At 70.2% G+C, this 13,829-nt stretch carries 14 protein-coding genes; 8 read left to right on the forward strand and 6 right to left on the reverse strand.

Annotated elements, in window-relative coordinates; translation table 11 throughout:
* Positions 1-172: 172 nt before the first annotated feature.
* Entirely contained in the window at positions 173-1,375 is a 1,203-nt protein-coding gene (locus D9R14_RS13250) for a LacI family DNA-binding transcriptional regulator (RefSeq protein WP_121623809.1), read from the reverse strand.
* Between D9R14_RS13250 and D9R14_RS13255 the strand changes: the two genes are divergently transcribed.
* The 8 genes from D9R14_RS13255 (at position 1,364) to D9R14_RS13290 (ending at position 8,381) form a co-directional block, all read left to right on the forward strand.
* Positions 1,364-2,314, forward strand: coding sequence for an ABC transporter substrate-binding protein (locus tag D9R14_RS13255; RefSeq protein WP_121623810.1), 951 nt, complete (start codon positions 1,364-1,366; stop codon positions 2,312-2,314). The two genes, D9R14_RS13250 and D9R14_RS13255, sit on opposite strands and share 12 nt — an antisense overlap.
* 86 nt (positions 2,315-2,400) lie before the next feature.
* Entirely contained in the window at positions 2,401-3,156 is a 756-nt protein-coding gene (locus tag D9R14_RS13260; RefSeq protein WP_121623811.1) for an ABC transporter permease, read from the forward strand.
* The gene (locus D9R14_RS13265) at positions 3,144-3,944 is read left to right on the forward strand and encodes an ABC transporter ATP-binding protein (RefSeq protein WP_245420798.1); all 801 of its coding nucleotides are present in this window, start codon (positions 3,144-3,146) and stop codon (positions 3,942-3,944) included. Before D9R14_RS13260 ends, D9R14_RS13265 begins: the two co-directional genes overlap by 13 nt.
* A 125-nt stretch (positions 3,945-4,069) precedes the next feature.
* Entirely contained in the window at positions 4,070-4,762 is a 693-nt protein-coding gene (locus tag D9R14_RS13270; RefSeq protein WP_170168609.1) for an ABC transporter permease, read from the forward strand.
* Positions 4,759-5,634, forward strand: coding sequence for an isocitrate lyase/PEP mutase family protein (locus D9R14_RS13275; protein ID WP_170168610.1), 876 nt, complete (start codon positions 4,759-4,761; stop codon positions 5,632-5,634). The genes D9R14_RS13270 and D9R14_RS13275 overlap by 4 nt, the downstream gene beginning before the upstream one ends.
* Positions 5,631-6,590 carry a DUF6282 family protein gene (locus D9R14_RS13280; protein ID WP_121623815.1) on the forward strand — a complete coding sequence of 320 codons (960 nt, stop codon included), beginning with the start codon at positions 5,631-5,633 and terminating at the stop codon, positions 6,588-6,590. Before D9R14_RS13275 ends, D9R14_RS13280 begins: the two co-directional genes overlap by 4 nt.
* A gap of 11 nt (positions 6,591-6,601) precedes the next feature.
* The gene (locus D9R14_RS13285) at positions 6,602-7,879 is read left to right on the forward strand and encodes a 3-isopropylmalate dehydratase large subunit (protein WP_121623816.1); all 1,278 of its coding nucleotides are present in this window, start codon (positions 6,602-6,604) and stop codon (positions 7,877-7,879) included.
* A 10-nt stretch (positions 7,880-7,889) separates the two neighbouring features.
* Positions 7,890-8,381 (forward strand): 3-isopropylmalate dehydratase small subunit, encoded by a 492-nt coding sequence (locus tag D9R14_RS13290; protein WP_121623817.1) that lies wholly within the window; start codon positions 7,890-7,892, stop codon positions 8,379-8,381.
* Positions 8,382-8,431: 50 nt separating this feature from the next.
* Here D9R14_RS13290 and D9R14_RS13295 read toward each other — a convergent pair whose 3' ends face one another.
* The 5 genes from D9R14_RS13295 to D9R14_RS13310 form a co-directional block, all read right to left on the reverse strand.
* The gene (locus D9R14_RS13295; RefSeq protein ID WP_147453026.1) at positions 8,432-9,502 is read right to left on the reverse strand and encodes an Ldh family oxidoreductase; all 1,071 of its coding nucleotides are present in this window, start codon (positions 9,500-9,502) and stop codon (positions 8,432-8,434) included.
* 119 nt (positions 9,503-9,621) lie between these two features.
* Positions 9,622-10,866: an NAD(P)/FAD-dependent oxidoreductase gene (locus tag D9R14_RS13300; protein ID WP_121623919.1), complete on the reverse strand. Its 1,245-nt coding sequence runs from the start codon at positions 10,864-10,866 to the stop codon at positions 9,622-9,624.
* A gap of 45 nt (positions 10,867-10,911) precedes the next feature.
* Positions 10,912-12,084 (reverse strand): glycosyltransferase, encoded by a 1,173-nt coding sequence (locus tag D9R14_RS23135; RefSeq protein ID WP_170168611.1) that lies wholly within the window; start codon positions 12,082-12,084, stop codon positions 10,912-10,914.
* Entirely contained in the window at positions 12,072-13,061 is a 990-nt protein-coding gene (locus D9R14_RS23140; RefSeq protein WP_170168612.1) for a hypothetical protein, read from the reverse strand. The genes D9R14_RS23135 and D9R14_RS23140 overlap by 13 nt, the downstream gene beginning before the upstream one ends.
* Positions 13,045-13,827, reverse strand: a complete 783-nt coding sequence (locus D9R14_RS13310; RefSeq protein WP_147453028.1) for a D-alanyl-D-alanine carboxypeptidase family protein — start codon at positions 13,825-13,827, stop codon at positions 13,045-13,047. The genes D9R14_RS23140 and D9R14_RS13310 overlap by 17 nt, the downstream gene beginning before the upstream one ends.
* Between the last annotated feature and the right edge of the window lie 2 nt (positions 13,828-13,829).

Consider the following 13,829-nt stretch of genomic DNA (forward strand, 5'->3'; position numbering starts at 1 on the left):
GGCCGCCGTGCGTCATCCGGGGGGAAGCTCTGCGCCTCGCCTTCCGATTTGGCGGACAGCAGAAGATGCGGGCTCTCGGCGGCTGGCCCGGCACAGGACGGCGCGGGATTCGCAGGCGTCTTGTGCCCCCCCCCCCCGCAGGCACCCCCGTTCTCCAGCCCGTGACCTGTGCTCAAGCGGGCGCGCTGCGGGCGGATGAGCGCACCTTGAGCAGGCCGCCGAGATAGGCGATCTCGGGCGCGAGGCCCGGCCGCCTTATGCGCATGTCGAGCATGTCCAGCGCGCGGTCGACCATGTCCCCCACCGGCTGGGCGACGGTTGTGAGGTCGTAGGCGCCCCAGGAGGCCTGATCCACGTCGTCGAAGCCGACCACGGAGACGTCCTCAGGGATCCGCACGCCGAGGCGCCGCAATCCGTCCATCATGCCGAACGCCATGATGTCGTTGACGCAGAAGATGGCGTCGGGCCGCTCGGGAAGGGACCAAAGGACCGACGCCGCCTCGAAGCCGCCGGCATAGGTGGAGTGCCCGGCGACCCGCGCCAGGATTTCCAGGCCGGCCCGCGCCGCCGCCTGGCTCGCGCCGGCCTCGCGTTCCGAGCTCGTGGAGGCGTTGGGCGTGCCCAGCACGATGGCGATGCGCCTGTGCCCGCCCGCGGCCAGGAACGCGCCGATCATCTCGCCGCCGGCGAAGTTGTTGCAGGAAACCGCGCAGCCATGCAGCCGCGGCACGCGGTTGACCATCACGAGCGGCACCTCGTTCGCCTGGCAGATGTCCGCCGCCCGCGAGGACAGCTCCGCCGAGGTGATGATGCAGCCGTCCATCTGGTATTGCAGCAGCGCCTGGATCGAACTCTCCGACAGCGGGTCGCGGCTCATGTGCAGCGGCATGATGCGGAGCGCGCGGAGCCGCGCACGCTCCACCAGCGTCTCCAGAAGCTGGGGATAGAAGGGGTTGCTGCGGCTGCCGGTCACGAACCCGACGATGCCGGTGCGGCGCGTGACCAGGGCGCGGGCATTGGCATGCGGTGTATAGCCGAGCCGCTGCGCGATTGCCGCGATCGCTTCGCGCCGTTCCGCGGAGATGCGCGGGTCGTTCCTCAGGGCCCGCGAGACCGTCGAGACCGACACGCCCGCTTCCGCCGAAATGGTTTCGACAGTCGGCCGCCGGCCTGCCTGCTCCCTCGCCATCACCTTCGACTCCGGCCCGCATTCGATAGGGTTAGCGTATGCACGATTGGCGCCTGATGACGAGAATTTTTCTGTTTGGAGCGTTGACAAAAATCTGCGCAAGCGTTTGCATAAACCGTCCGCGCTGAACGGCGTGAGATCGAAAACAAACAAGAGCGATAGGGGAGGTCCACCATGATGTTTCATCGCGCCCTTCTGGCTGCCGCCATGTCGGCCGCGCTCCTTGGCGCCGCCCAGGCGCAGGATGTGATCCGCATCGGCGGTACAGCGAATTACGGCCCCGTCCTTCCGGTGAAGGCGGCGGAGAAGCTCGGCCTGTTCGAGAAGGCGGGCGTCAAGATGCAGTTCACGAACTTCGCCGGCGGCGCGCAGTCCATGGAAGGACTGGCGGCCGGCGAGGCTGATCTCATCAACTACTTCCCGCCCGGACTCGCCCTCGCCAAGGCGCGCGGCGTGAAGGCGACCATCGTCGGCGCCAGCACCACCACCCCGCGCGGCTGGGCGATCATGGTGGCCAAGGATTCCCCGATCACCGACATCAAGCAGCTGGTGGGCAAGAAGGTGGGCGTGACCACCAACGGCGCCACCACCGACTTCTTCGCCCTGTGGGCGGCCAAGCAGGCGGGCGGCGCCATCACCCGCGTGCCGCTCGGCGGCGGCGGACTGGTCCCCGGCCTGCTCGCCGGCAACGTGGAGGCCATCTCCACCTATCCGCCGCTCACCTATCGCCTCGCCCTCGGCGGCCAGGCGCGCATCCTGGTGGATCTCGGCAGCGCCATGAGCGCCAACCTGCCCGACGTGTGGATCGCGTCCGACGAGGTGATCAACAAGAAGCCCGAGGCGCTCAGGCGCGCCCTCGTCGCCCTCTACAGCGCCATCAAGTACATGCAGGACAATCCGGACTGGACGCTCAAGCTCCTGGAAGAGCAGGCGCAGCTGGCGCCCGACATCGCCAAGGAGGAGTTCAAGCAGACCATCATGGGCCTGTCCTCCACCGGCACGCTGAAGGAGGCGGACGTCGCGGCCTCGCTCGAACTCGGTTCCCTCGCGGGCAACGTCAAGATGCCCGACCCGAAGAGCCTGTTCACCGACAAGTTCGTCCCGGTCCAGACCATCTCGCCCTGAGGGGCGTGCGCCGACCGGCCGCACGGCGCGCCGGTCGGCCATCGGGCCGCGAGACCGCGCCAGCCATACAGCCGAGGATCCTCCTCATGACCCAGCGCGCAAGCTATCTTGCCGTCCAGATCGCGATCCTGGCCGCGATCCTGACCGGCTGGGAGATCGCCTCCCGCTCGGGCGCGGTGAACGCCATGCTGCTGCCGCCCTTTTCGGAGGTCGCGACGCAGATGGGGAGGATGCTGGTCTCCGCCCGCTTCCTGGAGAATCTCGGCGTCACGGCACTGGAGGTGGTGCTGGCGAGCGCCATCGTCGCCCCCATCGGCGTCCTCATCGGCCTCGTCCTGGCCGAGAGCCCCTATCTCGGGGCGGCCTACCGGCCGTTCTTCTTCTTCCTGACCGGCGTGCCCAAGTCGATCTTCCTGCCGATCTTCATCCTGATCTTCGGCATCGGCATCTCCCAGAAGGTCGCGTTCGGCGTCTTCCAGGCGGTGTTCGTGCTGGTCATCGCCACCATGACGGCCGCCTCATCGGTCGCCCCCGAGCTGGTGCGGCTCGCCAAGGTGAGCGGGGCGACGCGCTGGCAGATCTACCGGGAGATCTACTGGCCGGCGATGCTGCCCATCGTCATCGAGGGCATGCGTCTCGGCGTGATCTTCAACATCACCGGCGTGATCTTCGCGGAGATGTCGGTGTCCCGCGCGGGCATCGGCGCCCTGGTGGCCGAATGGGGTCGCAACTTCGAGATCGCCAACCTCATCGGCGGGATCCTGATCACCGCTTTGCTGTGCATCGCCATCAACGAGAGCCTGAGATGGTACGAACTGCGAGTCGGAAAATGGCGGCAGTAGCCAATGCCCCCGCCCCGGCCCCGGCCGGCCCCCCGGACGTGGCGGTCGAGCACCTCACCCATGTCTACGAGACCGCGAACGGCGCGGTCAAAGCCCTGGACGACATCGATTTCGAGGTCCCGCAGGGCAAGTTCGTCGGCATCGTCGGCCCGTCGGGTTGCGGCAAGTCCTCGCTGCTGCTGATGCTTGCCGGCCTGCTCCAGCCGAGCGAGGGCCGCATCGTGGTGCGCGAGCATGCCCTGACCGCGCCGCGCCCCGCGGACGTGGGCGTCGTGTTCCAGGAGGCGAGCCTGCTGCCCTGGAAGACCGCGCTTGAGAATGTCGAGTTTCCGCTGAAGCTGCGCGGCACGGCCAGGGCCGAGCGCCGGGACCGGGCCCTGGAGCTGCTGGAGCTGGTGGGGCTCGCCGACTTTCGAGACCGGCTGCCGCACGAGCTTTCCGGCGGCATGCGCCAGCGCGTCTCCATAGCCCGCGGCTTCAGCCAGGATCCGAAGATCCTGCTGATGGACGAGCCCTTCGCCGCGCTCGACGAGCAGACCCGCCTCACGCTCGGCGACGAACTGCTGAAGATCTGGACCCGCCACCAGAAGACCGTGATCTTCGTCACGCATTCGCTCACCGAGGCGGTCTATCTGTGCGACGAGGTCCTGGTGATGAGCCATCGGCCGGGTCGCATCATCGACCGCGTGACGATCCCGCTCGAGCGCCCGCGCACCTACGAGATGATGGCGACCGAGACATTCGGACACCTGCGCGAGCGCATCTGGCGCTCGATCCGGACCACGTGACCATGCCCGCAACCGCCGTTTCCCCGAGCGCCGCATCGGCGCCGCGCATCAGGCGCGGACCCTGGCTTCCGCCGCGCGCCCTTGGCCTGCTCACCCTTGCCGCCCTCCTGTTGGCGTGGGAGGTGTTGCCGCGCCTCGAACTCGTGCCGCCTGTCCTCGTTGCGCCACTCTCGACGGTGCTGGAGAGCGGCGTCGCCTCTGCCGGCACCTTTGCCGAGGCGATGGGCGTCACCATGGTCGAGATCGCGTTCGCACTGGTCTTCGCCTACGGCGTGGGTGGCATCCTCGGCCTGGTGCTGGGTTCCGTGAAGCCGCTGCGCGGCGCCGTGCTGCCGCTGGTGTCCTCGATCTACGCGGTGCCGTTCATCGTCGCCTACCCGCTGCTGACGGCATGGATCGGCATCGGCATGGAATCGAAGGTCATCTTCGCCGGCATCTACGGCATGTTCCCGATGATCCTGGCCACCGCCGCCGGCGTCCGGACCGTCGACCCGGCCTTCGTGCGGGCTGCGCGCTCCATGGGCGCCACGCGCGCGCAAATCCTGTTCCAGGTGCTCGTTCCCGCCGCCTTTCCCTCGATCCTCTCCGGCCTGCGCATCGCCGGCTCACTGGTGACGATCGGGGTGGTCGTGGCCGAGATGCTCGCCTCCACGGCGGGGCTCGGCTTCCTCATCACCCAGTACCGATCCATGTTCCAGACGCCCGAGGTCTATTTCGGCATCATCCTGGTGCTGTGCCTCACGGGCTTCCTCGACTTCCTGATCGGCTGCGTCGAACGCAAGGCGGCTGCATGGCGGCCGCGCAAGGAGCTCATATGACCGGCCCCGCCGCAATGCTGCGCGCACGCCTCGCGCGTCCCGAAATCCTGGTGGTGCCCGGCGGCGGCTCGCCGCTGGAGCTGAAGCTCATCGAGCGGGCCGGCTTCGAGGCCGCCTATGTGAGCGGCTATGCCGCGGCGGCGTCGCGCTATGGCGTGCCCGACATCGGCCTCGTGGCCTATGGCGAGAGCTCCGAGCTGGTGCGCGCCGCCCGCCAGGTGACGGACATTCCCCTGATCGTCGATTGCGATACGGGCTACGGCGATGTCGCCAACGTGGTGCGCACGGTGCGCGGCCTGGAGGCGCTCGGCGTCGCGGCCGTGCAGATCGAGGATCAGGCGTGGCCCAAGAGATGCGGGCACATGGACGACAAGATCGTCGAGCCCGAGGACGTGGCGCTGCGCAAGATCGACGCCGCCGTGAGCGCCCGCCGTTCCGACACCGTGGTGATCGCCCGCACCGACGCGCGCGGGCCGTACGGGATCGAGGTGGCGCTGGAGCGCTGCCGCAAGTTCCGCGACGTCGGCGCCGACGTGCTGTTTGTCGACGGCCCTCAATCCAACGAGGAACTCGCGCTCATCACGCGCGAGCTCGACGGCCCGCTGATGGTGAACATGTCGGAGAGCGGCAAGACGCCCATCTCGTCGGCCGCGGAGCTGGAGGCCATGGGCTTCTCGCTGGTGATCTTCCCGAGCTCCACTGTGCGCATCACCGTCCGCCAGGTGGCGGACTTCCTCGCCGATCTGCGCACCAGCGGGGATTCGCGCGCCTGGATCAACCGCATGGCGAGCCTGGAAGAGACCAACGCCGCCCTCGGCCTGCCGGAGGTGCGCGCATTCGAGGCGGATATTCTGAAGAGGGCCGCGCGATGAACGATATCTTCTACCCCTTCCCGCCCGGCGGGCCGACCCCGGCCGACGAACTGGTGCGCGGCGCCATCGACCTGCACCATCACGGCTATCCCGAGATCGCGTTCGATCACAAGACGCGCAACGAGGACTGGGACGAGCTTGCCATCGCCCGCGCGGCGGGCATGGCCGGCATCGTGCTCAAGTCCCACATGTGGCCGACCGTGGGGCGCGCCTACCACCTGCGGCGGCTGGTGCCCGGCATCGACGTGCACGCCTCCATCACCATGAACCCCATCGCCGGAGGGTTCAGTCCGCTGGCGGTGGAAACCGCCGCCCGCCAGGGCGCCAAGGTGCTGTTCTTCCCCACCTGGGGCGCAGCCCATGATCGCGAACGGGGCGGCATGTCGCGTCATCTCGGCCATGTCCTTCCCCGCGCCGGAAACCTGCGCTGCGAGCCCGGCATGCGGGCCACCGACGCCGGCGGCAAGGTCCTGCCCGAGGTGTGCGAATGCCTCGCCGTGGCGGCCGAACACCGGATGCTGGTCTGCACGGCCCACATCTCGCCGAAGGAGAGCATCGCGGTGGCGCAGAAGGCGAAGGACTACGGGATCGGTTCCGTGGTCTTCTCGCATCCCGACAGCAACTCCGTCGCCGCCTCGCGCGAGGAAATCCGCGACATGGTGGCGCTCGATGCCGTGTGCGAGTTCTGCACCCTGGGCATGCTGCCTCAGTTCCAGCGGATCTCGCCCAAGACGGCGATGGAGATCGTCTCGGAGATCAGCCCGGACCGGGCAATCATCACCACCGACTATTTCTTCGAATGGTCGCCACCCGCGTCCGAGACGCTGCGCATGCTCGCCGGCACCTTCCTCGACCTCGGCATGCCGTTCGAGGACGTGCGCAAGATGATGCGCGACAATCCCGCCCGGCTGCTCGGCATCGACGTCCTGCCCTGCCCCACCCACGGCGCGCACTAGAGGAGCGGGCCATGGGCGCGACGATGACCGAGAAGATATTTGCACGCCACACGGCCGACGGCCGGGCACGCGCGGGCGAGATCGTCGAGCTGCAGCCGGACGTGGTTCTGCTCAACGACGTGAGCGGCCCCGTGGCCGCCGGCCCCTTCGCCGAGATGGGCGCGACGCGGGTGTTCGACCCCGACAAGGTAGTGCTCGTGGCGGACCATTTCTCGCCGGCCAAGGACGTGCAGAGCGCGGAACTGATCCGCCGCCTGCGCAGCTTCGGCGAGACCTACGGCATCAAGAGCTACTACCACACGGGCAATGGCGGCATCGAGCACGCGGTGCTCGCCGAGACCGGGCGGGTCTATCCCGGCGCGCTGGTGTTCGGCGCGGATTCGCACACCTGCACGGCCGGCGCGCTGAATGCCTCCGGCATCGGCTTCGGCTCCACCGACCTGGCCGCCGCTTTGGCGCTCGGCAGCCTGTGGGCGCGGGTCCCGGACGCCATCCGCGTCGACCTCACCGGAGCGCTGCCGGTCTATGTCTCCGGCAAGGACGTGATCCTGGAGATCATCCGCCGCATCGGCGTGGACGGTGCGTTGAATGCCGCGCTGGAGTTCGGCGGGCCGGGCCTTGGCGCCCTGAATGTGGACGAGCGCATGGCGGTCGCCAACATGGCGGTGGAGGCCGGCGCCGAGACCTGCGTGATGGAGCCGGACGCCGCGGTCGAGGCCTATGCGCGCGCCCACGGGGCGCACGACTTCACCGCCACCTATCCCGACGCCGAGGCGGCCTATGTGGCGCACATCGCCCTCGATCTCTCGACGCTCGAACCCACGATCGCTGCGCCGCCGTCGCCTGCCAACGGCCTGCCGGTCTCGGCGCTGCTCGGCACGCCGGTGCATCAGGTCTATGTGGGCAACTGCGCCAACGGCACGCTGACCGACCTGCGCCAGGTCGCGGCTGTGCTGCGGGGCCGCCAGGTTGCGCCGAATGTGCGCATGTTCGTGGTTCCGGCGACCCAGGCGATTTACCGCGACGCCATGCGCGAGGGCCTGCTCGACGTCATCTCGCAGGCGGGAGCGACCATCTCCGCACCCACGTGCGGGGCGTGCTTCGGCGGGCACAACGGCATTCTCGCCAAGGGCGAGACCGCGATCGCCACCACCAACCGGAATTTCCGTGGCCGCATGGGCGATCCCGATTCCCGCGTGTTTCTTGCCAATGCCTGGGTGGCGGCGGCCGCCGCGGTGGCGGGCGAGATCGCGCATCCCGGCGCCTTCGCCACGCCTGCACAATCGTAGGAGAGCGGCCATGGAACGGCGCATCCACAAGCTCGGGGACCATATCGACACCGATGTGATCCTGCCCGGCCGCTATCTCTCCATCACCGACCCGGCGGAGCTTGGCCCGCACTGCCTTGAGGGGATCGATCCCGCCTTCGCGGGCCGCATCCGCGCAGGAGATCTGATCGTCGCGGGCCGGAACTTCGGTTGCGGTTCGTCGCGCGAGCATGCCCCCATAGCGCTCAAGGCCTGCGGCATCCATGCGGTGATCGCGGAGAGCTTCGCACGCATCTTCTATCGCAACGCGATCAATATCGGCCTGCCGGTGCTGGTCTGTCCCGCCTTCGCGGCGGTGGCGCAGGATGGTGCCACAGCGGCCGTGGACCTTGGCGCTGGCACGGTGACCTGCGGCGGACATGTGTTCAGGGGCGAGAGCCTGCCGCCGACGGTGATGGCGATCGTCGCGGCCGGCGGCCTGGTCCCATACGCCCGCGGCCGGCTCGCCGCCGCCCCGGCCTGACGCACCGCGCGGAGATCGCCGGAGCGAGCCGGCTCACCGCCGGCCGTGTTTCAGATCGCGCCGGCCCCGGGTGGCGCGATGCCCAGCGCCGACGCCATCCCGGTCAAGGCGTCGAGCGTTTCCTGCGCGAGGGGGACGCCCAGGCGATCCGACCTCTCCGCCTCCGCGTGAGCACGTTCGCCGGGGAGGATGACCCCTGCTGCTGCGCCCGGCCGGTTGGCGGCCTTCATCCGCCCGCGCAGGCCCGCCATCCGGTCATGGAAGGCGTCGAGCGGCATGAATGCGGCGACGTCGGTGGCCCGGAAGATGTGCCCCGTCCCGCCTTGCCCGGGCGCGGCCCCTGTCGCTTTGCCCATCGCTTCCCCGTCCGGGCCGGTTCCCGTCAGGATGCCGGCGAAGACCTCGAAGACCAAAGCGAGACCGAAGCCCTTGTGGCCGCCGAACGGCAGGAGCGCCCCGCCGCGCAGGAAGTCACCGGGGTCCGTGGAGGGGTTCCCGAGCGCATCAAGCAGCCAGCCGTCTGGGACCGGCTGTCCTGCCGCGGCCGATCCGATCACCTTGCGTCCCGCGGCGACGCTGGTCGCCATGTCGAACACCAAAGCAGGATCGTCGCGCGTCGGCACGGCCACCGCGTAGGGATTGTTGCCCAGCACACGCCCCTGTCCGCCGGTGGGCGCCATCACCGGCGGCGCGGTGCTGATGACCTCGCCGATCATGCCGGCCTGCGCCATCAGCAGCGCGTAATAGCCGCCCGCCCCGAAATGGGTGCTGTTGCGGGCCGCCACGCAGCCGATACCGGAGGCCTTCGCCTTCTCCACCGCCAGACGCGCGCACCGCAATGCGGTGACCGCGCCCGGCCCGCCGTCCCCGTCGATCACCGCGCAGGCCCGCGCATCGGAGACCAGGTGCACGTCCGGGCGCGGATTGAGGGTGCCGGCGGCGAGGTGGTGCACATAGCCCGGCAGCGTCGCGCAGCCGTGCGAGGCGATGCCCCGCTTGTCGGCGAAGACGAGGACGGCGGCGACGTCGCGCGCATCCGCTTCCGAAAGGCCCCCCGCCATCAGGGCACGGACGCAGAACCCCGATAGCGCCTCCTCGGGCAGGCGGAGCGAGGCGGTCACGGGCGCACCGGGCGGCGAATTCTGGTGGTCACGACCCTCTCCTGCCTGCCGGCGCCTGCGACAGGAACCGGCCTTGAGCCTATCGAGCGCGCGCCGATCAAATCTGATCGGATCGCGCTCTAGAATCGATCGGCGCGATAGGGCGCCGGATCGGCAAACGGCGTCTCTCCCGCCAGCATCTGCGCCAGCAGCCGGCCCGTGGCCGGGCCGATGGTGAGCCCATGATGCGCGTGACCGAAATTGAACCACAAGCCCTCAGCCCCCGGCGCCGGGCCGATCACCGGCCGCATGTCGGGCGGACAGGGACGGATGCCGAGCCAGGACGTCGCCTCCACCGGCGCGCCGAGCGGCAGAAGCTGCCTGGCGGCCACCTCGGCGGCCCGGATCTGCCGCAGGTTCGCCGGCGCCTCGGGCGGCGCGAACTCGACCCCGGTCGTCAGCCGCAGCCCGCGCGCCATGGGCGACATCACGAAACCCTGCTCCTGGTCCGCGACCGCATGTGTCGGCATGGCGTCGCCCATCGCGAAATGGCGGTGATAGCCGCGCTTCATGAGGATCGGCACGCGATGACCGAAGCGCGCGGCGAGGCGGGATGATTGCGCTCCCAGAGCGATGACCGCTTGCCGCGCCTCGATCTGCTCCCCCTCGACCGCGACCGACCACCGCCCGGCCGCGGGGCGCAGGCGCTCCGCATCGCCCACGAGGAGGCGCCCGCCGCGGCGCACGAACAGGTCGGCATAGCGCTGCACCAGCGCGCCCGGATCGGTGATGGTCAGGGGATCGTGCCAATGCAGGCCCCCCGCGGCGCCGCCCGGCCCGACGCGGAGCGCGGGCTCCACGCGGGCAATCTCGGCGGCATCGAGCACGCTGTAGGCGAGGCCGAACCGGTCGAGCCGCTGCACCGCCTGCGCGATGGTCGCGAAGGTCTGCGGCGTGCGCCAGATGCCGATCCAGCCGTCCGACCGCACGAGGTCCGCAGCGCCGGCCTGCGCGATCAGCGCCTTGTGCTCGTCGACGCTGGCCTCGATCAGCGGAAGCATCGCCGCGATGGCGAGCCGCAGGTTGGCGCGCGAGGACTGCTGCCAGTAGCGGACCAGCGTCGGCGCGTTCCGCAGCAGATAGAGCGGATCGTACCGCACCGAGGGCACCCGGTTGAGGGCGTAGCGCGCGAGTGCCCGCGCCTGGCGCGGAAACGCGGTGGGGATCACGCTGGAGCGCTCGATGAGGCCGGCATTGCCGAAGCTTGCCCCCTCCCCCGGCGGCCCCCGGTCGAGCAGGACCACGTCCATGCCGCGCGCCTGCAGGTGCAGCGCGGTGCTTACGCCGACGATGCCCGCCCCGAGGACCGCCACATCAACCCGCATGTCGGATCCCATCCTGCGCCGGCCGGTGGAACGACCCTCGGCGCCTCATTGCCGGAGCGGGCGCAGCCGCCGCCAGAGCCGCTGGCAGCCATAGCGCGCGCGCAGCACCAGGCTGCGCAGCCGCGGAAGCCGCCGGCGCGGCGTCCGCAGGAACAGCCTCGCCTCCAGGTCGTCGACCCGCTTGCGCAGGACGGGAACCGCCTCACGCTCCAGCCACAGGGCATCGACCTCCCGGGCGAGCCCCTCCAGATAGGGCGCGAAGGACGTGTCCGCCGACAGCTCGGCGGGCGTCGCCGACACCTCGCGATAGATCGCCTCGATCCGGTCGACCGCGCCTTCCAGCGTCCGCTCCCAGCGCACCCGCGCCGTCACGGCGGCGACATCGGCCGGCCGGTAGGCCTCGATTTGCTGCTTCAGCCACAGCGTGCTGATCTGCGTCGCGGCGGTGAAGTAGCGCGGGCCGAAATTGGCATGGGCCCACTGGTCGAAGGTCTCGCTCGTGATGAGCTGGCCGGCCTGTCCCGGAACCACCGGAATGACGGCGCATCCGGTCGCCATCGCCTCCAGCGCGCTCTTGCCCATGCCGAACACCAGGTCGTAGTCCTGGAGGAAGATTTCCGGCCGCGGCTGCACGTTCTGGTAGGCGCGGCCGATCCAGTCGAGTTCGATGCCGAGCGCGGCGCAGGCGCCGTTGAGGCGGCTGAATTCCGCATCGGGCAGGGCCGGCCCGCCGAACAGCAGCGCCCGGCGGATCGCCTCCGGCGGCGGGCGCACCTCGGAGAAGCGCGTGGTGTTGACGAAGTTCGGCACGCACGTCACCCGCTCCGGCGGGAGATCGAACTCCGCCTGCGCGCGCACCACCATCCACTCGCACATCATCACGTATTTCAGGATGCGCACATGCCGCGGCGGCTGCTCCACCCAGGGCATGGTGCCGTGGCAGTGGTAGATGGCGCGCGTCCCCGGAAAGCGGGCGATGGCCGCCATGGCCGGCAGATGGTGCTGGCCGTGGATCAGGTCCGGCGTCCACGGCACGTCGCGCAGCTCGCGCACGACGCGCGCGCCGGCCGGCAGCAGCATCCGCGCCATGTCGCCGACCTTGGGGCAGAACACCACCACGTCGTGGCCGCGTTCCGCCAGCGTCCGCGCCACCTCGACGACCACCATCTCCGAGCCGCCCGCCTGGAGCAGCTCGCGCTGGGTCATCAGGATGCGCATGGGGCCTCCGGCCGGGCCGCGACCATCAGGCTGGCGGAGGCGGGATCGACGAGATAGCCGATGCCGAAGCCGAGCGGCGCGCGGGCCTCGCTGCGATACGCTGCGGCGAGGGCGGACTGGTCGTAGCGGGCGAACACGGGGATGTCCCGGGTGAAGCGTCCGAAGAGGTCCACGTTCCAGCCCCAGGACCGCAGCACCTCGTAGGGCACGCCGCTCGGGTCCTGCACCACCAGCGCCGCCCGCGCGCGGATCACGCGCCTGAGCGCCTCGAACGGCGCCTCGTGCAGCAGGTAGCTGGCGCTCTTGACGAACACCGCAAGCGCGCCCGCCGCCGCGAGGCGGCCGTGCAGGCCGTGGTCCGCCGGCCAGTGGTGATCGCGCAGGTCCTGCTGGACATAGCTGAGCCGCTGCGGCCGGGCCGGGTCGCCGAAGGTGATGACGATGCCGCGCGCCGGCGCGCCCAGCGGCTCGATCTTGAGCACCGCGAGCCCGCAGCGGGCGATCTGCATCAGCAGCAGCGGCAGGACGCCGGCGCCGCCGAGCGAGGCGATCGCCGCCTTGAGGTCCTTGGTGATGAAATAGGAGAAGCCCAGATAATGCCGCGCCGCCGCGACCGTCGCGGCGAAGTCGAGGTCGAGCCCCTCGTCCCATGTGCAGGGCTCGACGCCGACCAGGATGAAGTCCTGCGCCTGCGGAAACAGCGCGTGGGGCAAGCAGAAGTCCGGCCCGCCGAACGGATAGAACACGGTCGTGACCGCTCCGCGCGGGGCGAGATGCGCCTGCGCCCAGGCGCGCAGCGGCGCGCGATGGGCGCGCTCGAAGCGGGCGAACAGATCGTCCAGCTCGCGCGCGGCGCCCGCGTGGCTCACGGCACCGGCGTCCGGCCGGATGCCGGCAAGGGTGAGGTCGCGGAGGCCGTCGGGGGCACCGGCGCCATCACGGTCGGCGTCCGCGTCGGTGTCAGTCTTGCGCAGCAAGCGCCCCTCCGTGAATGGTGCTTTCGATGCCGAGGCTGGCGGCGAGCAGCCCGCCGGCGTCTTTCCAGATGTCGTCCGGCGTGCTGCCGAGCACCACCACGAGCCGCCGGGTCACCCCCTGCGATCCGGTGGCCGCGAGGCAGGCGCCGGAGGCGCGGGTGAAGCCGGTCTTCATCCCGTCGCAGGCCTCCATCGTGCGCAGCAGCCGGTTGGTGGCGTCGAGCCGCGTGGCGTCGCCCGCGCCGTGGCTCACCTGCCAGTGCCGCTGCGCCACGAGCGTGCGCACCAGGGGCACCGCGTCGGCGGCGGCGCACAGCAGCGCCGCATCTTGCGCGGTGGACTGCTGGCCCTCGTGCGGCAGGCCGGTGGGGTTGCGGAACGTGCTGTCGGCCATGCCCAAGGCGCGCGCCCGCGCAGTCATCGCCTCGGCGAAGGCCGGCAGGCTGCCCGCATGGTCGCGCGCGAGCGCCAGCGCCGCATCGTTGGCGCTGCCCACCAGCATGGCGCCGAGAAGGTCGCGGCGCGCATAGGCCCCGCCGGGGCGCAGATCGGCCCGGATGGGCATGCAGGCGATGTCGTCCGGCACGATCTCGACCGGCCGGTCGAGATCGCCCGCCTCGATCACCAGCAAGGCAGTCATGAGCTTCTGGATGCTGGCGATGGGGGTGGGCTCGGATGCATTCCGGGCCTGGAGCACGGAGCCCGTCTGCGGCTCGACGATGACGTATTTCCCGCAGGCCAAAGCCTGCGGCATAGCTTCAGTCACGC

This window comes from Xanthobacter tagetidis, assembly GCF_003667445.1.
GTDB classification, from domain to species: domain Bacteria; phylum Pseudomonadota; class Alphaproteobacteria; order Rhizobiales; family Xanthobacteraceae; genus Xanthobacter; species Xanthobacter tagetidis.